This window comes from Uliginosibacterium sp. sgz301328 (assembly GCF_041807905.1).
In the GTDB taxonomy this organism is placed as follows: Bacteria; Pseudomonadota; Gammaproteobacteria; order Burkholderiales; family Rhodocyclaceae; genus JBGVSA01.
Map to the genome: position 1 here is coordinate 81,291 of NZ_JBGVSA010000009.1, position 24,703 is coordinate 105,993.

Here is a 24,703-nt window from a genome sequence, read left to right on the forward strand (position 1 = left end):
TGCAGGCAGCGCGCCAGCAGGGCCGATCACTGCTGCACAGAAAGACCGTGAGCAGATTCTTGCACTGTGAGTCGCACCCGCGCGGTGGAGGAACGGTTGACCAGGCGGCAGGCAAGCTCCACGCGACGAGGCGGCAAGGGCATGACTGAAAGATCGTCGCGCAGGAGGTCGAGCGCGACGATGCCGATCTCCCGCATCGGAATGTGCATCGCGGTGAGCGGCGGGTTGAGGAAGGACGCCTGAGGCAAGTCATCCATTCCCATCACTGAGACGTCGCCTGGAATCGAAAACCCGCGCTGCCGTATGCCCATCATGGCGCCGACCGCGAGGCAGTCGCCCGCGGCCAGCACAGCGCTGAAGTCGAGCCCTTTCTGTTCGATGCGGGCCCCGATCGCCTGCATCGCAAGCTCGGGCAACCAATCATCGACCGATACGACGAGATCATCGCCCGCGTGCAGGCGGTTGTGTCTCAACGCTTCACGCCACCCTTCGAGACGGCGTTCAATCGTTCGGCGGCCGGGCCGCATGAGAAACAGTATTCGTTGGTGACCCAGCCCGATCAAATGGTCGGTCGCCGTTCGCGCGGCGGAACGGTTGCATGGCGTGACGCTGGACAGCCGCATGAAAGGGTCGTCCCCATTGATCATGACGATGGGTTTATCGAAACCCCGCGTCTCCGCCAGAATGCTTTCGTCATCGATGGTCAGGAAGAGCAGACCGATGACGCTCGGGTCATTACGCGCTTCGGCCAACAGCGCTTTTTCTTCCGCCACATCCGCGATCGAGCGTGTCACGATCTCAAGGTTCAGCGCTTTTGCTCGTTCTCGAATGCCGTCAAGAACGTGTAGCGTGAATTGATTCCGTACGTAGTCGATCATGGCCGCGCTGGAGGCAGCAAGAATGACCTTCTGCCCTGACACAGCCGTGGGAATCACATAGTTCGCCGTCTTTGCCGCTTCCAGAATGCGTTGCCGGATGTCGGCCCTGACGCCCTTCTCGCCCGCCAGTGCGCGCGACACAGTGCTCAGCGACACGCCGCACTCGCGGGCGAGATCCTCCAACCGCACCCGGCGGTTCCTTTTGCCTCGTTTTCCCGGTGGAGGTTTGGCTTCCATCGAGCATCCCTTTGTGTGAAAAAAATTTGCAAATTGCGCAATTTGCTTTTTTTCATAGTATTGCACCAATGCTTTTTTGTCGAAATCATTGGGAAGAGAACGTGTCTCCTACAGGCCATGAAATCAACGCGGCGCTCAACCGCCTCGTCGCAGGCACTACCAGCCTTCAGCATGACGGACGCTTTCACGAGCCGAACCTGAACGGCACAGCAGGGGATTACATCAGCTTCGACAGTTGGGAATGGCCACAGGGCGTCGCCCTTTATGGGCTGGTCCGCCTGTGGCTGTTTTCGGGACGCAGCGATGTGCGCGAGATCGTGGAAGCCTGGTATGCGAAACAGATACGCAAGGGATTGCCACCGCTGAACATCAACACGACTGCCCCGATGCTCGCCCTTTCGGTCCTTTGGCGAGAGACAGACAACCCTCAATGGCAACCCGTGCTCGACGACTGGGCCAACCGCCTGGTCGCAGACCTTGGACGAACCCCCGAGGGCGGTTTCGAGCACCACGTGTCAGACCGGATCAACAAGAACGAACTGTGGGACGACACGCTCTTCATGGCGGCGCTGTTCCTTGCCTCGTACGGCCAGGCCAGCGGACGGCAAGAGCTCGTAGATGAGGCGGCCCGCCAGTTTCTCGTACATGCGCGCTACCTGGCCGACCCCGCCACCGGTCTGTGGTTTCACGGATGGACCTTCGACGGGCGACACAATTTCGCAAGAGCGCGCTGGGCGCGCGGCAACGCGTGGATCACGGCGGGCGTTCTGGATCTTCTCGACCTTGCGAAACTCACGGCACCCGTTCGCGATTTCCTGTTGGGCGTGTTGAAGACCCAGGTCGAAGCCCTGATCGAACTCCAGTCGTCCTCGGGTGCTTGGCATACCTTGCTCGACCACTCCGATTCTTACGAAGAAATCTCCGCGACGGCCGGCATCGGCTACGGCCTGCTGAAAGCCTGTCGCCTGGGCCTGGGGACCGAGGCTTGGCGCGAGGCAGGCATGAGGGCGCTCTGTGCTGTCATGGCCAACATCGACCAGAACGGCACGGTACTGAATGTCTCTTATGGCACGCGCATGGGCCACGACCTTCAGTTCTACAAGGACATCCCCATTCAGCCGACCGGATACGGGCAAGCGCTGGCCATTCTGTGCCTGGCCGAGGCGATGTACCACGTCGAATCCTGAAAGAACCGAAATGGCTGATCGACCCAGAATGACTTCGGCGCGCAGTGACTCAGCAGCGTTCCATGCGCCCTCCGCAGAAGGCGCTCAAATGGCTGATTGCGATTTCTACCTGAAAAAGCCGCTCCCGGCGGGGGACGCCATCCGTTATTGGCAGATCAGTGCCACGGCTACCGAGCGCTTCGACGTGCCCGATGTGCCGATGGAAGGAGAGATGGACCCGTTCTTCTTCCTCACCCGGCACAAGAACTTCATCCCACATGAATATCCGTGCCGCCGTCTGTTTGCCGAACAGCACCGCGGGCAACGCCCCAAGGTTGCCGGCAGCTTTCGGCATGCCCAACATTGGCTTCCTTTTGGTTCGGACCGGCCTGATCTGTCGACCTTCTATTTCCGGCCGACGCGGCTGGCGACCTGGGCGCGGACCTGCATCGATGCGGAAACCGAGGGAACTGCCCGCGTAAGGCTCGGCACCTGCGGAGGAGCGGTCCTCTGGGTGAACGGTGACGAAGCCGGATGGCTGGCGCCATACAGCCGCAACCTCGAAGCACGGGCAGAGTTGTCCCTGCCATTACGGGCAGGAATAAATGAGATTGTCGTTTTCTTTGACGATCTGGCGGAACGAGACATCCGCTATTTCTTCCAGCTCGACTATCTGTCGGGCCCCTCCGCCAAGGTGGCGCTGCCGATTCCCGTCGAAGCAGCGGTGGCCAACAACATAGCGTGTGCGCTGGAGGGCTCTCGCCTGGACAAGGCAACTTACCTTTCCGGCGACGTCACCTGCGTTTTTGGACAGGCACTCGCCCACGACGTTGAGGCAACCGTCACGGTCATGGGCGACTTCATCTCTGCATCCAGAAGGGAGTACGCGTTCGCGCTCAAGGCGGGAACCGATCGGGTGACGATCGGCCCATCGGAAGAAATGCCGGCCGGCTTCCGCAATTTCCGCATCACTCTGAATGCCGACGGATTCCGCACAACGCGCATTCTTGGGGCGGAGATATGCCATGCGGCTCGTCAAGCGCATACCTCGGCATCGTTGCCCGCAAGGATTGAAGAAGCGCTCAATGAAGTCGCAGAGTTTGCCGAACGCGACGCGGTCTGCGCTTTTGCGCGGCTGGCGAGCGGTAAGGCAGGAACAGAAGCCGACGCCATCATCAACGGCATCCTTCCCTCCATCGAGGACTGCCACGACTGCGCCGACTTCTCCATCGTTCCACTGATTTGGGCGAGGACGGCCTGGGGCGACGACATTTCCGCAGGCACAAGAGCCCGGCTGGATCGCGCCATCCTTGGTTTCCGCTTCTGGATGGATGAACCGGGCAATGACGTGCAATGGTATTTCTCTGAAAACCATGCGCTCCTGTTCCATACCGCCGCCTACCTTGCCGGCCACCTATTCCGCAAATCGGTCTTCGTTCGATCGGGACGCTCCGGCGCAGAGCAAAGTGCCGTGGGTGCGGCCCGCGTACGCGCCTGGCTCGACCATTTCGAGGAATGTGAAATGGCCGAATTCAACTCCGCACCATATTTCCCCATCGATCTGAAAGGCTTGACGGCGCTTGCCGCGTTGTCTCCCGACGCTGACATTGCAGAGCGGGCCAGAAAAGGAATTGTCCGCCTGTGCGAAATCATTGCCCGCTCCGCTCATCACGGCATTTTGACGGCGGCCCAGGGGCGTTCCTACGAATACACGTTGTGCGCCGGCCGCTCGCTGGAGCTGTCCGGCATCGCCCGAATGTTATGGGGACGAGGATGGTTCGGCGCACATATGCAGGCGCTGCCTCAGTTGGCTGTGTGCCTCCGAGATCATGGCCTGGCTATTCCCGACACGCTGAGCGAGATCGCGTGCCTGGGTGGAGATTCCCACCTGGAATGGCGGTTCGCTCAAGGCCCGAACAGGATCGCCAGGATCTATCACTACAAGAGCCGGCACTTCTCCATGGGGTCAGCGGCTCACTATCGCTGGGGCGAGTGGGGCTATCAAGAGACGGTATTTCATCTGCGTCTTGGCAAACACCCCGAGGCCGCGCTGTGGATCAATCATCCGGGCGAACCGATTCAATTCGGGTACGGACGTCCGTCTTTCTGGGGCGGCTGCGGCACATTGCCGCGCGTTCATCAATACCGCGGGCTGGCCATCCTCGACTTTTCCGTCAGCGAGGAACACGTCGGCTACACGCATGCTTGGTTCCCGGCTGCTGAGTTTGACGAAAGCAAGGTGACGGAGACCCTGGCGCTTGCCCGCAGCGACCGCGGGTGCCTCCTGCTCAGAGGAAGCGCTCCGCTCTGCTGTGTGACGGATGGACCTTCGGCAGGTTGTGAGCTTCGCCAGCACGGCCGGAAGACTCGATGGATCGCCCGTGTATGCGAATCAGCAAGTCTCCAGGACGTTGCCGCCAAGTTCGCCAGTCTGTCTGCGAGCGAGCAGGACGATGGCTCGCTCACGGTGGTCGACCCCGAGTACGGCTCCGTGATTTTCGGCGTCGATGGTTCGGTCCGGGCCGAAGGCCGGGTGATCCTGGCGGAGACGTTCACCGTAGCCGGCGAGGTTCGCGAATTTGCAGCGATGTAGTCGTCAAGAAGGACCTTTCTCCCACGCGTGAAAGGCCGTAGCAGGGTAAAGGAGATACAACCATGAAGAAAATCTGTGCAATCGCTTTGACAACGCTGGTTCTCGGCGTGAATTCGATGGGTGCCTCGGCCGCTGTCCGAATGCGGCTCGCCCATGCTCTGGCCGAGAATCATCCGACGAGTCAGGCACTGAAACTCTTCAAAGAGAAAGTCGAGAAAGACAGCAAGGGTAGCGTCAAGATCCAGTTGTTTTTCAATGGCTCCCTGGGCAGCGAGCCAGATGTCGTTCAGCAACTGCGCAATGGTGCGGTAGAGATCACCAAGGTGAACGCCTCCACTCTGGAGAATTTCGATCCTGTATTCAAAGCGTTCGCGCTGCCCTTCCTCTTCACGGGCAAAGACAACTTCTACCAAGTCATGGAAGGCCCGATCGCGGAGGGGATCTATTCGTCAACAAAGCGCAACGGCTACATCAGCCTGACCTTCTATGACAGTGGCGCGCGGAGCTTCTATACGAAGAACAAGCCGATCAACACGCCTGATGATCTCAAGGGACAAAAGCTGCGCGTGATGGACAGCCAGACGGCCATCCGCATGGTTCATCTGATGGGCGGCATTCCCACACCCATGCCTTACGGGGAAATCTATGCCGCCTTGCAGCAAGGCGTGATCGACGGCGCGGAAAACAACGTTACGGCTCTGACGCTTGGCCGGCATGGTGAGGTGACGAAATTCTACTCGCTCGATGAACACAGCATGATCCCTGACTTTTTGGTCATTTCGACAAAAGCATGGGAAAAGCTGACGCCGGAACAACAGGGCATCTTGCGGAAGGCAGCCAGGGAGTCCACCGCCTACCACAAAGGTCTGTGGAAGACAGCCGAGGAAGATGCCATGAAAACCGCCGTTGAAAAAATGGGGGTCACCATCGTGCGGCCGGAAAAAAAGGCGTTCATCGACAAAGTCAAACCCATCTACGACGAATATACGGGGGACGCTGTCATTGGCGAGCTGGTGAAAAAAATCCGCGCCACGCAGAAGTGATTCGCGCGGGCGCCTGCAATGAGGTTGGAAATGCTTAAGTCATCGAAGACGGCCATTGAGTCATGTTTGATCGTGGCAACCTCGGTCATGCTGCTCTGCATGCTCGGCCTTGCGATCTGGCAGGTGGCTAGCCGCTACATTCTGCAGTCGCCCGCGATCTACACGGAAGAAACTCTGCGTTTCACCATGATATGGGCTGGGCTGATGGGGTCCGCTTACGCTTTTGGGACGGACCAGCATCTGCGCCTGGTTTTCCTGCTGGAAAAACTGCCGCCTGCCGGCAGGCGCATCCTGCAAACGATCAACGGTTTGATCGTCATTTTCTTCTCGATGGTCATTCTGCTCTTGGGCGGCCTGAGAATGGTGGCTTCGGGTATGGATCAAATCTCGCCGATTCTCAATATACAAATGGGATACATCTATATGGTCTTGCCCATTTGCGCCGTTCTGATCTCGGTACTACAGGGACTCAATCTCTGTTTGCTGTGGCAAGAGAAGAATGCGACAGGCAAGCCGAACTGATTCGGTTGCCGAGGGATCATCGCAAAAGGCCGGATAAATGGATTTCGTTTTCGACTATATCGACCCGCCTCTATTCGCGGCGGTCCTGCTTTCTGTTCTGTTCGTATGGTTCTTGGTGCAGGGCGTACCGATTGCCGTAGGCATAGCAGTTTCATCCATCCTGACCGGGCTGTTCTTTCTGCCACTGGAGACGGCCTTCTTCATGGCCACCCAGAAGATGTACGCCGGGATAGACAGCTTCACTCTTTTGGCCATTCCCTTTTTTATCTTGTCTGGAAACCTGATGAACAAGGGCGGTATTGCCATCCGCTTGATCAACTTGGCCAAGTTGATGGGTGGCAGGCTACCCGGATCGCTGGCACATACAAACGTGATCGCCAATATGCTTTTTGGCTCGCTTTCCGGCTCAGCCATTGCAGCCGCAGCGGCCGTGGGGGGCGTAATGGCGCCACTGCAACGTAAGGAGGGCTACGACCCATCCTTCTCCGCCACCGTCAATATCTGCTCTGCCCCGGCCGGAATCTTGATTCCTCCCAGTGGGCCGTTGATCCTTTACTCGCTGGTCAGTGGCGGCACGTCGATCGCGGCGTTGTTCGTCGGCGGATATCTTCCCGGCATACTGATGGGCCTGTCGGTCATGCTGGTGACCTATTTCATAGCCAGGAAACGGGGTTACGTCTCGGCAGCGATGCAGGAAGAGCGCGGTGCGCTACGTATCTTCTTCGATGCTGTGCCCAGTCTGCTGATGATCGTGGTCGTGATTGGCGGCATCATCATTGGCGCTTTCACCGCAACGGAGGGCGCTGCTGTCGCCGCCTTGTATTCGCTTGTACTTTCGCTGGCTTACCGTCTGGCAACGCCCGCAGAGTATTGGGATGCTCTGAAGTCGACGATGGTGACGAGTGCAACCATCCTGTTTCTCATCGCAGCTTCGGGCATCATGTCTTACGTGATGACCATTACGGGGCTGCCGGATGTCGTCGCGGATGGCCTGCGCTATTTCGATGATCCGCTGGTCATCCTGCTCGTCATGAATCTCGCCTTCCTGATCGTGGGCACCTTCATGGACCTCACGCCCGCCGTGCTGATCTTCACGCCGATTTTCTTGCCAATTTCCGCCGAGATCGGCCTCGACCCCGTCCATTTCGGACTGATGATGATATTCAACATGGGCATGGGCAGTATCACTCCGCCTGTGGGCAGTGTGCTGTTCGTCGGCTGCTCCGTGGCGGGGGTCACGATTGAGCAGGTGACTAAACAGTTGCTTCCTTTCCTGGCCGCGCTGTTTGTTGACCTGATGATTGTCGCATACTGGCCGGGACTCACCCTGTCGCTGCCACGCTTGTTCGGCCTGATGTAGTCCAGCATTCCAGCAGCGGACACAACGAAAAAAAGCGGGCCGCAGCCCGCTTTTTCATTGCGCGATCGTGTTGCTGATCAGGCCGGCACGTCGACCAGGTAGATCGCCGGTTCGCCTTCGAAGTCAGACGAGAACAGCACGCGCTTGTTGTCCGGCGTGAAGCCCGGGTGCGGGTGCGTGACCTGGCGGTCGTTGCGATAGACCTTCCACGACGAGTTGTGCTGGCAGATCTTCTTGGTTTCGCGAGTCTTCAGGTCGAACAGGTACATGAACGGGTCGTTCTCATGTTCGTGACCTTCGGTGTCCGACACCGCAATGGCGGCACCGTTGCCATCGCCCACGGCCAGCGAGCCGTCGTAGTTGCTGTACAGGTGCTCGCACTGCGGGATCGACATGATGCGCTCATTCTCGAGCGTGATCGGGTCGGCCACGCACAGCCAGCGGTCTGCATCGCCCTTCTTGTACGACACGTACATCATGCGCGAGCCGTCCGGCACGAAGAATTCGTGCGTGCAGGCTTCGCCCGGCTCCTGCACCTTGAGCTGGCGCTGGTTGGTGCCGTCTTCATTGATCAGCCACATGCGCTGCACGAGGTCGTGCGGGCCTTCGTGGCAGAAGGCAATGGTGTTGTCGTCGAACGGACGATAGATGGGGTGACCCAGCCAGCGCTTTTCATCGATGATCGGACGGCTCGTGCCGGTCGCCATGTCGATGACGATCAGGCGGCAGCGCGGGTTCAGGAAAAACTGTTCGCGGAATTGCTCCCACGTCGTCAGCGGCAGCAGATCGCCTTCGGCCACTTCGATGCCGACCATCTTGGTGCAATCGGAATTGGCCACCCAGGTGCCGTAGCCCTTGAAGCCTTCGGGTACGGTATAGAAGACTTCTTCGGCCAGCGTCTCAAGGTTGAGACGGCGCATCTGCTTCGGGCCCTTGCGGTAGATGAGGTACTTGTCGTCGGGCGTCAGGAAACAGCCGAAGGTGTTGTCTTCCTTACCCTTGCCGTCGGTCAGTTGCGTGGCAACACCGCTGGCGATGTCGAGCAGGTAGCAATTCCAGTTTTCGTTGTCGAACAGGGCACCGAACAGCAGCTTGCTGCCATCGCTCGTGAAACACTTTTGATAGAAGTAGTTGCGATGGCAAGTCACGTCCGGCGGCGTCAGGCGCGTGATGCGCGCCCCGGTCGCCGGGTCATTGAACTCGTGATACTGCAACTGAATCTTGGTGCCTTTTGCCATACGGTTTCCTTCTCGATGCCTGTCTGATACCGGTGCCATCGCACCAGCGGAATTCCATTGCGCACAGCACCATGTCCGGGGGAAACAGGGAGCCATGATTGCAGCCTAGCTCATGGGAACGCCGCTCACTGCGCCCCGGCTGGCTGTGTCGTAAACGTTTGATTGTACCGCAACGCTGACACGCGGCGCCCGGTCTCATGGCGACGGCAACGGAGCCCCCCGCGTGCCCGCTTCGCCCGGCCAACGCTGCGAGCCGCTTGCAGAGCAGCAATTGCAGCCATGGCGTTCGATCAAGCGGCTTCTCTAGTTCTTTCGGACTAGCCCATAGCGTCCGGCTATGTTTGATTTATCACAACACTCGCCCCGGAGTCCCGCCACTAAGCTCGGAAGTTTCCTCGAACCGGACAGCTTCCATGCGATCGCCTGAACTCGTCTGTCCCGCCGGCAGCCTCCCCGCCCTCAAGGTTGCCGTCGATCATGGCGCAGATGCCGTCTATATCGGCCTCAAAGACGCCACCAATGCCCGCAATTTTGCCGGACTGAATTTCGATGCCGCCGCCGCGCGCGAAGGTGTGCGTTATGCGCACTCGCGCGGTCGCCGGGTGCTCATGGCCATCAACACCTACCCGCAGGCGGGCGACGAGAAAAAATGGCGCACCGCCGTGGACGCCGCGGCCGACCTTGGCGTGGACGCCGTCATCATGGCCGACATGGCGCTGCTCGATTACGCCGCCAAGACCCATCCGCGCATGCGGCGCCACCTGTCGGTGCAAGGCTCGGCCACCAACTACGAGGCCATCAACCTGTGCCGGGACTGGTTCGGCATCGAGCGCGTGGTGCTGCCGCGCGTGCTGACCATCGACCAGGTCGCGCACGTCATCGCCAACACGGACGTGGAAGTCGAAGTCTTCGGCTTCGGCAGCCTGTGCGTGATGGTCGAAGGCCGCTGCCTGCTGTCGAGCTATGCGACGGGCGATTCGCCCAATACGGCCGGCGTCTGTTCGCCGGCACGCGCCGTGCGCTGGCAGGAATCCCCATCCGGCACGCAGGCGAGGCTGTCGGGCATCCTCATCGACGAGTACTCGCCGGACGAGCCGGCAGGCTATCCGACCCTGTGCAAGGGGCGTTTTGCGGTGGCGTCCGAGACCTACTACGCGCTCGAAGAGCCGACCAGTCTGAATGTCATCGAACTGCTGCCCGAATTGCTGCGCATTGGCGTCTCGGCCATCAAGGTGGAAGGCCGTCAGCGCAGCCCGGCGTACGTGACCGCGGTCACCAGCGTGCTGCGCGAGGCCATCGACAGCGCCGTAGCGGCTGGCGATGGTCGCTTCCACGTCAAGCCGCAGTGGCAGCAAGCCCTGGGCCGCGTGGCGGAAGGTCAGCAAGTCACGCTCGGCGCCTACAACCGACCCTGGAAGTAAACATCATGAAGCTATCCCTGGGGCCTCTGCTCTATTTCTGGGCGCGCGACGATGTGCGCGCTTTCTACGCCAGCGTGATGAAGTGGCCCGTCGATACGGTCTACCTGGGCGAAGTGGTCTGCAGCCGTCGCCAGCAATTGCGGCTGGATGACTGGCTGGCCATCGGACGCGACCTGGCCGCCAGCGGCAAGGAAGTCGTCCTGTCGGGCGCAGCCCTGCTCGAATCCGAAAGCGAACTGAAAACCCTCCGTCGCATCGCAGAGAACGGCGAGTTCCTCGTCGAGGCCAACGACCTCGGTGCGGTCAACCTGTTGCGCGGGACGCGCTGGATCGCCGGCCCGCACCTGAATATCTACAACGCCGCCACGCTCTCGCTGTTCGCGGCGGCAGGGGCGACGCGCTGGGTGCCGCCGGTCGAGATGTCGCGCAATCGCCTGCGCCAATTGATGAGTGAAGCGCCGGGCAACATCGAAACCGAGGTCTTCGCCTGGGGGCGCTTGCCGCTGGCGTTTTCCGCACGCTGCTTTACCGCGCGCCACTTCAATCTCAAGAAGAGCGATTGTCAGTTTCGCTGTATGGAGTTCCCGCAGGCGCTCGAGCTCGAAACGCGCGAAGGGCAACCCTTTCTCGCCATCAACGGCACGCAGACCATGTCGGCGGCAACACAGTCGCTGGCCACGCATGTTGGAGAATTGCGTGACGACGGCGTATCCATGCTGCGCCTGAGCCCACAACCCCATGACATGGCGCGCGTCGTCGCGGCCTACCAGTCTTTGCTGGCCGGCAATGCTGCCGAAGACCTCTCGGCCTGCGCGCCGCGTGGGTTGTGCGACGGTTACTGGAGCGGTCAGCCTGGCATCGAGTACCACCCCGAGGAGAGCACGCATGCACACTGAATCCCTTCGTCCCGCCTTCAGCCTGCCGGCAAGCCTGGCCCGCATCGGTCGGCACCTGCCGCGCCGCCCGTTCGGCGATGCGCTGGCGCTGGCACTGACGGTGATGCGCCGCACGGGCAACCTGCCGGGCGACCTGGACTTTCTCGAAGGCAAGACCGTCTGCATCAAGGTCAGCGACCTGGGGATCGAAGCCCGGGTACAGGTGAATGGAGAACGGTTCCGCGCTGCAGCATCGAGCGAAGCCGATGTCAGTTTCCAGGCGTCGTCGCTCGACTACGCCCGTGTGGCACTGCGCGAGGAAGACCCGGACACCCTGTTTTTCCAACGCCGCCTGCGCATTGAAGGCGACACCGAACTGGGCCTGGCACTCAAGAATCTGCTCGACAGCATAGAGCCGCCGGCATGGCTGATGCGAGCACTGGCCGCCATTCGTCCCGCTCAACGCTAAGGGCGCGTTGGGGCGCAGAAGGCCAGCCCAACCCACCCTCTCGTCTGATGGGGCTTTGGGAGGAATCAGACGACTGGCGGTTGCGAAATCTGGCATCGGTCTCAGAGGTGCGTTAGCATGATTAGGTTGCGAGCGAATGCTCGTCCGATTGCTGAAGCGCCTTTGCTGGCGTTGCCACGTTTTGCCGCCACGATGAACGTTGAGGTTTTTACCCGCCGCCTTGCACGTCTGCGACTGGTGGCGCGGCACATCGACAAGCACTTGAGTTCCCAGCTCCGCCTCGACGAGCTGGCGGACATCGCCCACATGTCGCGCTTCCACTTCGAGCGCGTCTTCAAGGCCTACGCGGGCGAATCCCCGCTGGGCCGCGTACGTCGCCTGCGTTTGCTGGCCGCCCGTCGTCGCATCGAAGAAGGCACGGGCGAATCCCTGCTGCAACTGGCGCTCGATTCCGGTTACGCCTCTGCAGAAGCGTTTTCCCGCGCTTTCCGTGCCGTGCATGGTATTTCCCCGTCGCAACTACAACAGCAGACGCGTCAGATGCCCGCGGTCCGCATCGTGAAACTCCAAGGCCAAGAGATCCAGTACGTGCCCTTTGAAGGCGTGCTCGACGACGCACTCCATCCTTTCGAAGAGCTGCGGGCCTACGCCATGCTGCGCGAAATCCCGCGCGAACGCCGCAAGGGCTGGTCGGTATTGCTCGAAGGCGGCCGCGACGCGTGGCGGGGTCATGCGCGGCTGCAAGCCGGCCTCATGTCCGCGCCACTGGGCGGGCATATTCCCGGGCTCGAAGTCGGACATCTGCCCGATGGCGAGTACGCCGTGATCCGTATTGCCGCAAGCATGGACACGCCGCCCATCGAACATCTGGCCGAAGTGGTCGGTCGCCAGACCGATCGCAGTCTGCGCAGCGCCCCCATCCTGCGCTGCTTCCACAATTCCACATACCTGCCAGCCGAGTCGGAGCGCTGCTTCGACGTCTATCTGCCGGTCGCCTGAACGCCCGCGAGGCGACCACCCCCTTTGCCGCTTTGCCGTGCGCCTGCGGCCACTCGCGCGCGCCGTTCCCGCGCAGCCCGGTCTCAACCCGGTGCGAATGACAGGACAGCGCTAAAGAGCAATTCCGATCAAGACAGCGCTCGCCCTCCCCCCTACATTGGCGGGGTCCTACAAGGACCATAAGAAGAACACATCCAGGAGACAATATGAATCAACGCATCCTGTGCGCCGCCGTGACGGCCGCACTGATCCCCATGCTGTCGGCATGCGGCAGTGACGACGACAACGGCAGCAGCACTTCGTCGAGCAGTTCCAGTATTTCGAGCAGCGCCAGCTCGTCGTCCAGCAGTTCCTCCAGCACCAGTTCGGCCGCTACCACCCTGAAGGGTGTCGCCGCTGCCGACGGCCATGCCCTGGCCGGCGCAAGCATCAAGGTCTGCGACGCTGCGGGGACTTCGCGCGCCGCCACCGCGGGCAGCGACGGCAGCTATACCATCGACGTCACCGGCCTGACCGCTCCCCTGCTCGTCGCTGCGACCAGCGGCTCCGTGCAATACGCCGGCCTGCTCGGCACGGTGGCATCGGGCAGCAACACCGCGAACGTTTCGCCGCTGACCGACAGCGTCGCCTCGGGTGTGGCAGGTTCCATGGGCCTCGCAGGCACGGTGCAACTGATCGCCGGCTGCAATACGGCCAAGGCGACGGCCAGCGACATCGCAACCAAGACCGGTAATCTGCGCAAGCTCATCAGCGCCGCCATCACCGACGCAGGCCTGGACGCCAGCACCTACGATCCGGTCACCACGCCGATGAAGATCGAGAATAGCGGCACCAACAAGATCCTCGCCGAAGTCCGCCACAACCGCGAAGGCTTCAGCAACAGCACCAGCGATCAGTACGGCGCCACTTACCTGTACGACCGCAACATGATGGAGATCCGCAGCACCAACCTGCTCGACCCTACGCTCAAGGCGTGGTCGTCGTATGGCACTCGCATTTTCGTCGCGGGCGACTCCACCGCCAGCAACTACAACAAGGAAGTCCTGCCCCGCATGGGTTGGGGCCAGGTGCTGGATCGCCAGCTCAAGTCCACCACTGACGTAAAGGTGGTCAACGTCGCGCAGTCGGGTCGCAGCTCTCGCAGCTTCATTACCGAAGGCTGGTTCGACCTGATCTCTGCGGAGATCAAGTCTGGCGACTACCTGTTGGTGCAGTTCGGCCACAACGACGAGAAGTGCAACAGCGGCGACATCGACCTGACGTTCCGCTGCACCTATCCCAACACGAGCGCAGGCGCATTGCCGGGCAGCTCGAGCGACCTGTCGTTCCAGAAGACGCTCGAGAAGTACGTCAAGCTCGCCAAGGACAAGGGAGCGACGGTGGTGCTGATCACGCCGGTCACGCGCATCAACCAGGACAAGACCGTCACGGCTTATGTCGAAGGCGCCTTCCCGATCACCAAGAGCACGCACATCACGAGCAGCGGTGCCTACCCGGGCAACTACTCGCAGACGGTGATCGACACTGCCAAGGCCAACAACGTTGCATATGTGGACCTCGATGCCAAGAGCATCGCATTCATGAACAGCATTGGCGTTGGCACGGGCGGCGCGGAAGCCACGGGCGGCTGGCGCGACTACCACCTGGCGGTGAAGGATTTCGTGACCTACCCGTACTACGCCAGCGTCAGCACGACGGGGCATTACCTGAACGCCGACCGCACGCACTTCCAGGAAAACGGCGCCGTGAAGGTGTCGTCGATGATTGTTGAAGGCATCAAGGAGAACAGCAGCACGCTGTCGGGCCTGATTGCCTTGCTCAAGTAGTTTGTCCTGCCCACAGGCCCCGTCGCGAGAGGCGGGGATCAGGTCGCCCCGCCTCGTGCGGGGCTTTTTTTGCCTGCGCCGATCAGTCCTCGAGGCGTACGGACATCAACCATTGCGCCATTTCGACGGCGCTTTTCACACCCAGCTTGTTGAAGATGCTGGCGCGGTGGACTTCCACCGTCCGCATGCTGATGCCAAGTTCGTCGGCCACGACCTTGTTGAGCTTGCCGGCGAGGATGCGGCCCATGACTTCCTGCTCGCGGGGGCTGAGTGTGGCCAGGCGCGCATGCTTTTCCGCCGCCTGCTCCATGTGCCGCGCGCGCTCGCGGGCCAGCCCGCAGGCCTCGACCACGCGATCCACGAGCCGGTTGTCATTGAACGGTTTTTCGAAAAAATCGAAAGCCCCCTTCTTCACCGCCTCCACCGCCATCGGCACGTCGCCGTGGCCGGTCAAGAAGATGACCGGCATGGTGGCGCCGGCATCCATGGCCTGAAGCTGGTCGAACAGTTCGATGCCCGACATGCCGGGCATCCGCACATCGAGCAGAAGGCAACCCGGCGGGCGGGCGCCGCTCTCGATCCAGGCGAGAAATGATTCGGCGCCGTCGAAACCATGGCTGTCGATGTTTCGGCTGCGTAGCAGCCACGCCAGCGCATCGCGCACCGACTCTTCGTCTTCGATGATGTAGACCGTGTTCATTGCAGCGTGAACCTGAATGTTGCCCCGCCGCCGGGCGTGGGCTCGTACCACAGGTGGCCCCGGTGGAATTCGATCGCCGTGCGGCAGATGTTGAGCCCCATGCCCATGCCTTCGGGCTTGGTGGTAAAGAACGGCGTGAATAGCTGCTGGGCCAGTTCCTCGGCGATACCCAGCCCGTGGTCGATGACGGCCACTTCGATGCCCTCGCCCGCGCGCCGTGCCGAGAGCTGCAACAGCTTACGCTCAGACGGCAGGGACGACATCGATTCGATGCCGTTCCGCGTGAGGTTGAGCAGTACCTGTTCGAGCATCATCGCGTCCGCCTCCACGGAGGGAAGATCGTCACCCACGGCGCATTCGACACGAATATGCCATTTGCGGGCCTGCAACTGGATCAGCGGCAGCGTGGCGTCGAACACATCGGCGATGCGGCACAGGCTCTTGCGCGGATCGCGTCGGCGCACGAAATCATGCACGGCCCGAATGATCTGCCCCGCACGCTGCGCCTGCTGCTGAATCTTGCAGAGGGCGTCCCGCAGGCTGCTTTCTTCGTCGCGCACGAGATTCAGACTGCCGGCCGCGTAACTCATGATGGCTGACAGCGGCTGATTGAGCTCGTGCGACAGCGTGGTCGCAACCTCGCCCATCGTCACGAGGCGAGACGATGCCTGCAGTTTTTCCTGCTGCTGACGATTCAGCTCTTCGACCTTGCGGCGCTCAGTGATGTCGAGGATCGAACTCATCCAGCCGGTTTGCCGTCCTTTGGCGTCGAGCAGTGGCGTCTCGTGAATCAGCACGTGCACGCGGTGACCGTCCCTGTGGACAAACTCGGTTTCGTGTCCCTGGGAGGTGATGGTGCCGGCCAGCATCTGCGCGAAGCGCTCGCGGATGGCCGGGATCTTCACCGGGTCGTAGAACGGCATCGGATAGCTATGGCCGATCATCTCCTCGGGCTCGAAGCCGACCATCTTGCAGAAGCCCGGATTGACGTAGGTGACCTTGCCGGTGAGGTCCCGCGCGCGCAGCCCCGTCACCAGCGAGTCCTCCATCGCCTGGCGGAAAGCCAGTTCCTCGGACAGGCGCGCCTCGGCCTGTGCGCGCCGCCGCATGTCGCGCCACAGCAGCACGAGGCTGCCGATCAGAGTGAGCGTGAGGGCCGCCACCATGCCGCTCATGACATGAGGAAGTATGCGCGGCGTGTCCTGGACGGAATCGGTCATCAGCATCATGCCCGCGCCGGGCATGTCGATGGGCGTCTGATGCGTAAAGTTGCCGCGCGCCGGCGAAGCGGCCGCGTGCACCACCAACGGCTCGCCAAACGCATTGGCGAGCGTGACCTGGTTTTCGCGCGCCAGCCACCACGGCACCAGTTCGTTGAGCAATCCTTCGAGGGAATACGTCAGCACCAGCGCACCCGGGCGATCGCCAAGGATCGGCACGGCAAAGCGCAGCACCTGCGGATGGTTGCTGACTGCAACGTCACCGTACAGTTCGCGCCGTCGCTGGAGGACGTCGGCAGCCAGTGCACGCTCGGCGGGCGCGACCGCGCCGGACGGATAGTTGCCTTCGGCCGCCAGCGCGCGGCCGGCATCGTCCATCCATACCACGCGCTCGATCTCGTGATTGCTGCCGATGAGCGCGCGCAGCTTGGCGCTGAGATCGGCCGGCGCAACCTGCCCGCGCTCGATGCCCTGAGCCAGCCCGCGCAGGGTTTCGGCGTGGCGTCGCAACTGGAATTCGATGCTTTGCTTGGCCCACAAGGTATCGGTGATGACTTGGGCATTGCGATCCGACATCTCGTTGCGGTAGCCCAGCCACAGCAGCGACGCGAGCACGCCGAGCAGCAATACCGACACGACGAGCAGCATGCTCCACGTGAAGGCGAACCGATAAGGGCGATGCATGGCAGTGGCGTCAGGCGTGCTCATTGGATGGACTGGCGAAGGTAACACAGGGCTCGCCCGCATCATGCCGCAGTGAGGCGGGCGCCCGCCTCGCCGATAACCCACATGTGGAAATCCGAGATGGCAGCGCACCCGGGCGGCGCCAATAATTTCATTTATCCGGCCCAGACCGGCAGCACACACCACAGAGGAGACGTACCCATGAAACCCATGCGCAGCATTGCCATGGCGATCGCGCTGGCCGTCAGCGCAAGCGCCGCATTCGCCCAGCAGCAACCGATCGTCATCAAGTTCAGCCACGTCGTCGCGCCCAATACGCCCAAGGGACGGGCCGCGGACTACTTCAAGAAGAAAGCCGAGGAACTGACCAAGGGTCGCGTGCGGGTGGAGGTCTACCCGAACTCACAGCTCTACAAGGACCAGGAAGAACTCGAGGCCCTGCAACTGGGCTCGGTCCAGATGCTGGCACCCTCGCTGGCGAAGTTCGGGCCGCTCGGTGTGCGTGAGTTCGAAGTCTTCGATATCCCGTACATCTTCCCGAGCAAGGCCGTGCTGCAGCGCGTCGAGAATGGCCCGATCGGACAGGGCCTGCTCAAGCTGCTCGAGCCGAAAGGCATCATCGGGCTGGCGTACTGGGACAACGGCTTCAAGGTCATGAGCGCCAACAAGCCGCTGAACGTGCCCACCGACATGAAGGGCCTGAAGGTGCGCATCCAGTCGTCGAAGGTGCTCGACGCGCAGATGCGCCAGGTCGGCGCGATCCCGCAGGTGATGGCGTTCTCCGAGGCCTACCAGGCACTGCAGACCGGCGTGGTCGACGGCACCGAAAACCCGCCGTCGAACATGTATACGCAAAAGATGCATGAGGTGCAGAAGTACGCCGTCGATACGTATCACGGCTACCTGGGCTACGCCGTCATCGTGAACAAGAAGTTCTGGGACGGCCTGCCTGCCGACATCCGCAATGAGCTGAACACCGCCATGGCGGACGCCACCAAGTATGCCAACGCCATCGCCCAGCAAGACAACGATGAAGCGCTCGCTGCCATCGAGAAGTCCGGCAAGACCAAGGTGCTGCACCTGACGCCGGCGCAGCGCAAGGTCTGGCAGACGGCCTTCCAGCCGGTGCAGAAGCAGGTCGAAAGCCGTGTGGGCGCCGACCTGATCAAGGCCATCAACAAGGAAGCTGCCGCCCTCGACGGTAAGTAAGTCTGCAGAGCCGCGGCTCACGCCGGCGACGTTGCATGCAGCGTTGCCGGCGTGAGCCGCATCCGTACGTGGCTCAATCCAGAAAGAACATTGCCATGTTCATGAAAATCCTCGATCGGCTGGAGGAAACGCTCATCAGTGTGCTGATGGCGGGCGCCACGCTGATCATCTTCGTGGCGGTGGTCCACCGCTACATCTCCACGGTGCCCGGCATCCAGGACTACACGATCGGCATCAACCTGTCGTGGGCGCAAGAGGCGTGCATCTTCATGTTCGTTTGGATGGCCAAGTTCGGCGCGGCCTATGGCGTGCGCACCGGCATCCACGTGGGCGTCGACGTCCTCATCAATCGCTTGCCGGAAAAGACGCGCGGCAAATTCGTCATCTTCGGTCTGCTGGCCGGCGCGTTGTTCACCGGCATCATCGGCACGCTCGGGGCGGGCTTCGTGTGGGATCTGTCGCACACCGATCAAGTATCGGCCGACCTCGAACTGCCCAAGTGGATCGTCTACCTCGCCATTCCGTGCGGCTCGTACCTGATGTGCTTCCGCTTCCTGCAGGTGGCGTGGAACTTCGTCCACACGGGTGAGTTGCCCGCGCACGACCATGCGCAGGTCGAGGGGCTGGAAGAAACCGACCTCATCGCCGACATCGCGCGCAGTGCCAATGCGCCTCACCATGGAGAGCTGCGTCGATGAATACCGCAATCATCTTCGGGCTGCTGCTGGCCCTCATGCTCACCGGCATGCCGATCTCGATTTCGCTCGGCCTGACGGTGCTGACTTTCCTCTTCACGATGACGCAGGTGCCTATCGAGGCCGTGGCGTTGAAGTTGTTCACTGGGATCGAGAACTTCGAGATCATGGCGATCCCGTTCTTCATCCTGGCGGGTAACTTTCTCACCCACGGCGGCGTGGCGCGCCGCATGATCGCTTTTGCCACGTCGCTCGTCGGGCACTGGCACGGCGGGCTCGGGCTCGCAGGCGTGCTGGCCTGTGCACTGTTCGCCGCAGTGTCGGGGTCCAGCCCGGCCACGGTGGTGGCAATCGGTTCGATCATTCTGCCCGCGATGGTGAAGGCCGGTTTCCCGCGCAACTTTGGCGCCGGCATCATCACGACGTCGGGCGCGCTGGGCATTCTGATTCCGCCCTCGATCGTGATGGTGATGTATTCGGTCGCGACCAACGTGTCGGTCGGCAAGCTGTTCATGGCGGGTGTCATTCCCGGCATCATGCTGGCCGCCGTCCTCGGCCTGGTGACGTGGTTCATCGCCTGGCGCAAAGGTTATCCGCGGGTGAAGATCTTCCCCGATCGAACCGGCGGGCAGGCGACCATCGGCGGGTTCTTCGGGCTTTTCTATGCGTTCGTGTTCACCGTTGTGCCGGTGTGGGTGATCGGCAAGCTGCTGGGCGATGCGATCGGCTCGGAGGGCGCCGGTTACGTGCTGGCGGGTATCGTCTGGCTGGCGCTCGCGCCGTGGACCACGCGCAGCAAGATGGTCACACGTGTCGTCTATGTGGCGCTGGTGGTGATCGGCTCGCCACTCGCGTTGACGCTGGCGATGAGCGGCGCCCTGACCAGCACGGCCACGCTGCTCGGCTTCTTCATCATTGCGTCGGTCATCTGGCTGGTCATCATCCAGGCTTGCGGACGCTACACGCGGATCGCGCCCACCTTCCGGTTCGAGTTGATGTGGGAATCACTGGCAGTGTGGCGCTCGTACTGGAACAGCATCTGGGGGCTGTTGCTGATCCTGGTGGTGATGGGCGGTATCTACACGGGCGTTTTCACGCCGACCGAAGCGGCGGCGATGAGCGCGGTATACGCCTTCTTCGTGGCCGTGTTCGTGTACCGCGACATGGGCCTGCGCGACGTGCCGAAGGTGCTGCTCGCGTCGGCCAACATGAGCGCGATGCTGCTATACATCATCACCAACGCCGTGCTGTTCTCGTTTCTCATGACGCACGAGAACATTCCGCAGCGCATGGCCGAATGGATGTTCGCACAGCAGTTGTCACCATGGATGTTCCTGCTCGCCTGCAACATCATCCTGCTGGCGGCGGGCAACTTCATGGAGCCGTCGTCGATCGTGCTGATCATGGCGCCGATCCTGTTCCCGGTGGCCACGCGCCTGGGCATCGACCCGATCGCGTTCGGCATCATGATGGTGGTGAACATGGAGGTCGGCATGTGCCACCCACCTGTGGGACTCAACTTGTACGTGGCCTCGGGCATCACCAAGATGGGGATTACCGATCTCACGGTGGCGGTCATGCCATGGCTGCTGTCGATGCTCGCCTTCCTGTTGTTGATCACGTATATCCCGATCATCAGTACGTGGTTGCCGAGCATTGCCATGTAGCGCGCCAGTGCGCATCGACGAAAAAGGCCGGGCAGTGACGCCCGGCCTTTTTTGTGTGCGGACCTCGCTGCGGGTAGCATCCGTCGATGCTCGAAATTCTGTATCGCGACGAATACCTCGTCGCCGTTCACAAACCCGCCGGACTGCTCGTCCACCGCAGCGACCTCGATCGACACGAGACACGCTTCGCCGTGCAGATCGTGCGCGATCAGATCGGTCAGCCGGTCACGCCCGTACATCGACTGGACCGGGGCACGTCCGGCGTACTGCTGTTCGCGCTACAGCGCGAGGCCTTGATCGGTGCGAGTCGCGCGTTCGAACTCAACAAGGTCGACAAGACGTATCTGGCCGTCGTGCGGGGCTGGCCGGACGAGGGCGGCACCATCGATCATGCGCTCGGCCGCCTGCGTGATGAGCGCGAATTTGTGCACGCGGAGGCCTCGATCGAGGCGCAGAAAGCCATCACCGATTACCGCCGCCTGGCGACCATCGAATTGCCGATCAGGGTGGATGCCTACCCCACCAGCCGCTACGCGCTGGTGCGCCTGCATCCGCATACGGGGAGGCGTCATCAGCTACGGCGGCACATGAAGCACATTTCGCATCCGATCGTGGGCGACGCCACCTATGGCAAGGGGCGGCACAACCGGATGTTCCAGGAGCAATTCGATTGCCGCCGCATGCTGCTCGCCTGCACCGGGCTTGCGCTCGAGCATCCGGTCACTGGCGCATGGCTGCGCATCGCCGCACGGCCGGCAGACGACTTTGCCGATGTGCTCCGACGATTCGACTGGACCGATGCATTGAGCGGATAGTCGATCAGACCTCGGCCCACATGCGCAGAAGGTTGTGGTAGTTCGAGGTCAGGCTGATGAGTGCTTCGACGTCGCCGATCTGCCCGCGCAGGGTGGCGATGGCCATGTCCATTTCGAACAGCAGCGCGCGTTTGTTGTCGTCTCGCACCATGCTCTGCATCCACGTGAAGCACGCCAGGCGTTCGCCCCGTGTGACCGGCTCGACACGGTGCAGGCTCGTGCCCGGATAGACAATCATGTCGCCGGCCGGCAGCTTGATGGAGTGCTCGCCGTAGGTGTCCTGGATCACCAGCTCACCGCCGTCGTAGCTTTCGGGGTCGGCCAGGAACAACGTCGCCGAGACGTCCGTGCGTACCGGCGGAATGCCCGGCAGCACACGTACCGACTTGTCCACGTGGGCGCCAAAGTGCATGCCGTTGCCGTAGCGATTGAACAGCGGCGGAAAGGTACGGAACGGCAACGCGCCCGAGAACAGCAATCCGTTGCGCTCCATGGCGCGCAAGACGATCTCGCGCGCGACGGGTAGTTCCGCAGCCCCCTCGGGCACCTGCATGTTGTACTTGACCTGCCCCGACTGGCTGCCCGCGGTAATACGGCCGTCGGCCCATTGCGTGCGCGACAGCAGTCCACGCAACTCGGCGAGCTCTTCGGCGCTCAGGACATTGGGCACATGCAGCAGCATCGTTGTTCTCCGCTTCGTTCGTCTCGATCCAGGCCGGAGCTTAGCGCGCGCAATGACGGCACGCATCCGGCGTTACGCCAAACAGAACGGCCCCGCGCCAGTTCGACGCGGGGCCGCATAGGTGGCACGCCTTTTCAGCGTGCAGCATTTACCACTTGTATTCGCCCGTCAGCAGCACGGTGCGGGCCTGGCCCGGCACGGCGTGGCCGCGGTAGAGCGCATCCCAGTAGACCTTGTTGGTCAGGTTCAGGATGTTGAGCTTGAGGGCGTAATCCTGCTCGTCGTACTCAATGAGCGCGTCATAGCGCGTGTAGGCCGGCGCGACGTTGGTGTTGCCGCCCCAGGTGCTCACACCGGCACCGACGACGTCGGGCGGCGTACGCTGGCTCATGCGTTCGACGCCGCCGCCGATTCTCCACTTCGGCGTGAGTCGGTACGTCGTCCAGAGATTGCCCGCGTAGATCGGCGTGTTGCCCGGACGCTGCCCGACGGATGCCGGCGCGTTGGAAGCATCGATGCGCGCGCTCTGCAGCGTGTATGACAGGTACACCTGCCAGTCCGGCGTGATGTTGCCGGAGGCAGAGAGTTCAAGGCCGTTGGTGTGACGCTTGCCCGACAGCAGGTAGTTGGTCGAAGTCGTGTCCGGGTCGGTATTGCGCTCGTTGAACTTCTCGGTGCGGAAAATCGCGGCCGACAAGGACAGGTCGCCGCCGAACAGTTCCCACTTGCCGCCGATTTCGTAGTTGCGGCTCTCTTCCGGCGGCGTGTTGGCGCCGCGTGCGTCGAACTGATAGAGATCGCCCGAGGTGTTGTACGAGTTGCCAATCGAGACGTAGTACGACTGCGTGTCGCTTGGTTGATAGATCAGGCCGCTGCGGTAGCTCCACAGACGATCGGTGCGCCCGTACTGTGTGCCGATGGCATTCGGCGTATTGGGCGGCGGCGAAATGTAGTCGGCGTTGAAGTAGTCGTAACGCAGGCCGAGCAACAGCTTCCACTGCTTGGTCAGCTCCAGCGTGTCCTGCCCGAAGACGCCGATCGACGTGTCCTTGTACTTGTTGGACTTGACCTTGTCGCCGCGCGGACCGATCTGCGCCATCGTGTCGGGGTTGCCGAACGTAGTGGACGGTCGGGTGGCCCGCATGGTGTACGTGTAGTTCTGAACGTCCTCGTTGCCGAAGTCGATGCCGCCGACCAGTTGATGCCCCATGCCCCAGAAATCGGCGCGCGTCACGTAGGTGCTCTGCAGATACACGTTGGTGTTCTCGCCCGCCGGGTTGTTGGCCGGTTGTGTAGCGCGGTTGACGGTGGTGTTGTCGTTGATCGAGGTCGTGCCGCTGGGGAGCGTCGCCTGGGTGGCGAACAGATCGCGCGTGTACTGGCCGACGCGCAGCGCAGTGGTCAGCGTGGTGTCCTTGTCGAAGCGGTGCGTCCAGTTGGCCGTGGCCACATCGGCCGAGTCCTTCTGGTAGTCATAGTTGGCGAAGCCGTAGAACTTGTCGGCGGCCGCATCCACCGGTCTGCCCTGGAACCAGCCAAAACCAAGGTCGGGGGTGTTGTCGTAGTTCAGGTGATAGTACGAAACCTGGAATTCGTCGCGCGTGCCGATCCCCCAGCGGAAGCTCGGCGCGAAACCGTAGCGCTTGCTCGTCACGCCTTCGCGGGCGGAATCGGAGTCCTGCACCATGGCATTGAGGCGGAACGCGGCATCTTCGCCGGTCACCTTGTTCACATCGACCGTGGCGCGGCCATACGAATACTGACCCGCAGTCACCGCGACGCGCCCCGTGTCGATGAGCATCGGCGACTTGGACACCTGGTTGATGACCGCGCCGGTCGAACCGCGACCGAACAGCATCGAGGCCGGGCCCTTGAGCACTTCGATCCGCTCGTCGTTGAAGATGTCGCGGCTGTACGTGCTGGCGTCTCGCATGCCATCCATGTAGAAGTCGCCGCGCGCGGTGAAACCGCGGATGTTGATGTTGTCGCCGCCGGGCGTACCGCCCTCGGCCGCGTTGAAGGTAATGCCCGCAACCCCGGCCAGCGCCTGCTTCATCGAATCGACGCCGCGATCGAGCAGCAGCGATTCATTCATGATGTTCAGTGTCTGGGGCACGTCGCGCGGCAGCGTTGGCACCTTGCCGATGGTGGTCACCCCGGGCTGATACGTCTTGGCCTCGACTTCTGCCTGCCCTTTCACGTTGATGGTGGGCAGCACCTTGTCGGCGGATTCGGCTTGCGCATCCTGCTGGGCCACCGGTGCATTGGCCGGCGCCTGTTGGGCGTAAGCCATGGGGCTCGCCATCGCGGCCCCCGCCGCCATGGCCGTGAGCAGTCGCGAGGGCGCGAACTGCAGTACCTCGTGCGGGTATTTCATCTTCTCTCCGTGAGCTGCTGCCGCCGG

General features: G+C 61.9%; 20 protein-coding genes. 14 read left to right on the forward strand and 6 right to left on the reverse strand.

Annotated elements, in window-relative coordinates; genetic code table 11:
• Window positions 1-26: 26 nt before the first annotated feature.
• Window positions 27-1,115: a LacI family DNA-binding transcriptional regulator gene (locus ACDA63_RS08800; protein WP_373662852.1), complete on the reverse strand. Its 1,089-nt coding sequence runs from the start codon at window positions 1,113-1,115 to the stop codon at window positions 27-29.
• 26 nt (window positions 1,116-1,141) lie between these two features.
• Here ACDA63_RS08800 and ACDA63_RS08805 point away from each other — a divergent pair, with 26 nt between their 5' ends.
• The 5 genes from ACDA63_RS08805 to ACDA63_RS08825 all read left to right on the forward strand — a co-directional run bounded on the left by ACDA63_RS08805 (window position 1,142) and on the right by ACDA63_RS08825 (window position 7,799).
• The gene (locus tag ACDA63_RS08805) at window positions 1,142-2,302 is read left to right on the forward strand and encodes a glycoside hydrolase family 105 protein (RefSeq protein ID WP_373662853.1); all 1,161 of its coding nucleotides are present in this window, start codon (window positions 1,142-1,144) and stop codon (window positions 2,300-2,302) included.
• 88 nt (window positions 2,303-2,390) lie between these two features.
• A complete protein-coding gene (locus ACDA63_RS08810) occupies window positions 2,391-4,874 on the forward strand; it encodes a hypothetical protein (RefSeq protein ID WP_373662854.1) in 2,484 nt (827 codons plus the stop codon).
• 62 nt (window positions 4,875-4,936) lie between these two features.
• Complete coding sequence (locus ACDA63_RS08815) at window positions 4,937-5,917, forward strand: TRAP transporter substrate-binding protein (protein WP_373662855.1); 981 nt, start codon at window positions 4,937-4,939, stop codon at window positions 5,915-5,917.
• 30 nt (window positions 5,918-5,947) lie between these two features.
• Entirely contained in the window at window positions 5,948-6,439 is a 492-nt protein-coding gene (locus ACDA63_RS08820) for a TRAP transporter small permease (protein WP_373662856.1), read from the forward strand.
• 37 nt (window positions 6,440-6,476) lie between these two features.
• A complete protein-coding gene (locus tag ACDA63_RS08825; protein WP_373662857.1) occupies window positions 6,477-7,799 on the forward strand; it encodes a TRAP transporter large permease in 1,323 nt (440 codons plus the stop codon).
• 77 nt (window positions 7,800-7,876) lie between these two features.
• Here the strand turns inward: ACDA63_RS08825 and ACDA63_RS08830 are convergent, their stop codons facing one another.
• A complete protein-coding gene (locus ACDA63_RS08830) occupies window positions 7,877-9,037 on the reverse strand; it encodes an oligogalacturonate lyase family protein (protein WP_373662858.1) in 1,161 nt (386 codons plus the stop codon).
• A 413-nt stretch (window positions 9,038-9,450) separates the two neighbouring features.
• Between ACDA63_RS08830 and ACDA63_RS08835 the strand changes: the two genes are divergently transcribed.
• From ACDA63_RS08835 to ACDA63_RS08855, 5 genes are all read left to right on the forward strand, one after another.
• Window positions 9,451-10,458, forward strand: a complete 1,008-nt coding sequence (locus tag ACDA63_RS08835) for a peptidase U32 family protein (RefSeq protein ID WP_373662859.1) — start codon at window positions 9,451-9,453, stop codon at window positions 10,456-10,458.
• A 5-nt stretch (window positions 10,459-10,463) separates the two neighbouring features.
• Window positions 10,464-11,354 carry a U32 family peptidase gene (locus tag ACDA63_RS08840; protein ID WP_373662860.1) on the forward strand — a complete coding sequence of 297 codons (891 nt, stop codon included), beginning with the start codon at window positions 10,464-10,466 and terminating at the stop codon, window positions 11,352-11,354.
• A complete protein-coding gene (locus tag ACDA63_RS08845) occupies window positions 11,344-11,802 on the forward strand; it encodes an SCP2 domain-containing protein (RefSeq protein ID WP_373662861.1) in 459 nt (152 codons plus the stop codon). Before ACDA63_RS08840 ends, ACDA63_RS08845 begins: the two co-directional genes overlap by 11 nt.
• Before the next feature lie 117 nt (window positions 11,803-11,919).
• On the forward strand, window positions 11,920-12,801 hold the full coding sequence (locus ACDA63_RS08850) for a helix-turn-helix domain-containing protein (protein WP_373662862.1): 882 nt from the start codon (window positions 11,920-11,922) through the stop codon (window positions 12,799-12,801).
• Between the two features lie 206 nt (window positions 12,802-13,007).
• Entirely contained in the window at window positions 13,008-14,627 is a 1,620-nt protein-coding gene (locus ACDA63_RS08855; protein WP_373662863.1) for a rhamnogalacturonan acetylesterase, read from the forward strand.
• Between the two features lie 82 nt (window positions 14,628-14,709).
• Here ACDA63_RS08855 and ACDA63_RS08860 read toward each other — a convergent pair whose 3' ends face one another.
• Both ACDA63_RS08860 and ACDA63_RS08865 read right to left on the reverse strand, forming a co-directional pair.
• Window positions 14,710-15,327 (reverse strand): response regulator transcription factor, encoded by a 618-nt coding sequence (locus ACDA63_RS08860; RefSeq protein WP_373662864.1) that lies wholly within the window; start codon window positions 15,325-15,327, stop codon window positions 14,710-14,712.
• On the reverse strand, window positions 15,324-17,255 hold the full coding sequence (locus ACDA63_RS08865; RefSeq protein WP_373662865.1) for a PAS domain S-box protein: 1,932 nt from the start codon (window positions 17,253-17,255) through the stop codon (window positions 15,324-15,326). The genes ACDA63_RS08860 and ACDA63_RS08865 overlap by 4 nt, the downstream gene beginning before the upstream one ends.
• A 186-nt stretch (window positions 17,256-17,441) precedes the next feature.
• On the opposite strand from ACDA63_RS08865, the gene ACDA63_RS08870 reads away from it, so the two are divergent.
• The 4 genes from ACDA63_RS08870 (at window position 17,442) to ACDA63_RS08885 (ending at window position 21,617) form a co-directional block, all read left to right on the forward strand.
• Window positions 17,442-18,440: a TRAP transporter substrate-binding protein gene (locus ACDA63_RS08870; protein ID WP_373662933.1), complete on the forward strand. Its 999-nt coding sequence runs from the start codon at window positions 17,442-17,444 to the stop codon at window positions 18,438-18,440.
• 95 nt (window positions 18,441-18,535) lie between these two features.
• Window positions 18,536-19,138, forward strand: coding sequence for a TRAP transporter small permease (locus ACDA63_RS08875; protein ID WP_373662866.1), 603 nt, complete (start codon window positions 18,536-18,538; stop codon window positions 19,136-19,138).
• The gene (locus ACDA63_RS08880; protein WP_373662867.1) at window positions 19,135-20,802 is read left to right on the forward strand and encodes a TRAP transporter large permease; all 1,668 of its coding nucleotides are present in this window, start codon (window positions 19,135-19,137) and stop codon (window positions 20,800-20,802) included. The genes ACDA63_RS08875 and ACDA63_RS08880 overlap by 4 nt, the downstream gene beginning before the upstream one ends.
• Window positions 20,803-20,888: 86 nt before the next feature.
• Window positions 20,889-21,617, forward strand: coding sequence for a pseudouridine synthase (locus ACDA63_RS08885; RefSeq protein WP_373662868.1), 729 nt, complete (start codon window positions 20,889-20,891; stop codon window positions 21,615-21,617).
• A 4-nt stretch (window positions 21,618-21,621) separates the two neighbouring features.
• Here ACDA63_RS08885 and ACDA63_RS08890 read toward each other — a convergent pair whose 3' ends face one another.
• Both ACDA63_RS08890 and ACDA63_RS08895 read right to left on the reverse strand, forming a co-directional pair.
• A complete protein-coding gene (locus ACDA63_RS08890; RefSeq protein ID WP_373662869.1) occupies window positions 21,622-22,299 on the reverse strand; it encodes a Fe2+-dependent dioxygenase in 678 nt (225 codons plus the stop codon).
• A 148-nt stretch (window positions 22,300-22,447) separates the two neighbouring features.
• Window positions 22,448-24,676 (reverse strand): TonB-dependent receptor, encoded by a 2,229-nt coding sequence (locus tag ACDA63_RS08895; RefSeq protein ID WP_373662870.1) that lies wholly within the window; start codon window positions 24,674-24,676, stop codon window positions 22,448-22,450.
• Window positions 24,677-24,703 lie beyond the last annotated feature (27 nt).

What these genes read in the sequence shown, in the direction of transcription:
- ACDA63_RS08800 (WP_373662852.1), bottom strand. Translation starts at nt 1,115, where the DNA reads ATGGAAGCCAAACCTCCACCGGGAAAACGAGGCAAAAGGAACCGCCGG.
- ACDA63_RS08810 (WP_373662854.1), top strand. Translation starts at nt 2,391, where the DNA reads ATGGCTGATTGCGATTTCTACCTGAAAAAGCCGCTCCCGGCGGGGGAC.
- ACDA63_RS08815 (WP_373662855.1), top strand. Translation starts at nt 4,937, where the DNA reads ATGAAGAAAATCTGTGCAATCGCTTTGACAACGCTGGTTCTCGGCGTG.
- ACDA63_RS08820 (WP_373662856.1), top strand. Translation starts at nt 5,948, where the DNA reads ATGCTTAAGTCATCGAAGACGGCCATTGAGTCATGTTTGATCGTGGCA.
- ACDA63_RS08825 (WP_373662857.1), top strand. Translation starts at nt 6,477, where the DNA reads ATGGATTTCGTTTTCGACTATATCGACCCGCCTCTATTCGCGGCGGTC.
- ACDA63_RS08830 (WP_373662858.1), bottom strand. Translation starts at nt 9,037, where the DNA reads ATGGCAAAAGGCACCAAGATTCAGTTGCAGTATCACGAGTTCAATGAC.
- ACDA63_RS08835 (WP_373662859.1), top strand. Translation starts at nt 9,451, where the DNA reads ATGCGATCGCCTGAACTCGTCTGTCCCGCCGGCAGCCTCCCCGCCCTC.
- ACDA63_RS08840 (WP_373662860.1), top strand. Translation starts at nt 10,464, where the DNA reads ATGAAGCTATCCCTGGGGCCTCTGCTCTATTTCTGGGCGCGCGACGAT.
- ACDA63_RS08845 (WP_373662861.1), top strand. Translation starts at nt 11,344, where the DNA reads ATGCACACTGAATCCCTTCGTCCCGCCTTCAGCCTGCCGGCAAGCCTG.
- ACDA63_RS08850 (WP_373662862.1), top strand. Translation starts at nt 11,920, where the DNA reads ATGATTAGGTTGCGAGCGAATGCTCGTCCGATTGCTGAAGCGCCTTTG.
- ACDA63_RS08855 (WP_373662863.1), top strand. Translation starts at nt 13,008, where the DNA reads ATGAATCAACGCATCCTGTGCGCCGCCGTGACGGCCGCACTGATCCCC.
- ACDA63_RS08860 (WP_373662864.1), bottom strand. Translation starts at nt 15,327, where the DNA reads ATGAACACGGTCTACATCATCGAAGACGAAGAGTCGGTGCGCGATGCG.
- ACDA63_RS08865 (WP_373662865.1), bottom strand. Translation starts at nt 17,255, where the DNA reads ATGAGCACGCCTGACGCCACTGCCATGCATCGCCCTTATCGGTTCGCC.
- ACDA63_RS08870 (WP_373662933.1), top strand. Translation starts at nt 17,442, where the DNA reads ATGCGCAGCATTGCCATGGCGATCGCGCTGGCCGTCAGCGCAAGCGCC.
- ACDA63_RS08875 (WP_373662866.1), top strand. Translation starts at nt 18,536, where the DNA reads ATGTTCATGAAAATCCTCGATCGGCTGGAGGAAACGCTCATCAGTGTG.
- ACDA63_RS08880 (WP_373662867.1), top strand. Translation starts at nt 19,135, where the DNA reads ATGAATACCGCAATCATCTTCGGGCTGCTGCTGGCCCTCATGCTCACC.
- ACDA63_RS08885 (WP_373662868.1), top strand. Translation starts at nt 20,889, where the DNA reads ATGCTCGAAATTCTGTATCGCGACGAATACCTCGTCGCCGTTCACAAA.
- ACDA63_RS08890 (WP_373662869.1), bottom strand. Translation starts at nt 22,299, where the DNA reads ATGCTGCTGCATGTGCCCAATGTCCTGAGCGCCGAAGAGCTCGCCGAG.
- ACDA63_RS08895 (WP_373662870.1), bottom strand. Translation starts at nt 24,676, where the DNA reads ATGAAATACCCGCACGAGGTACTGCAGTTCGCGCCCTCGCGACTGCTC.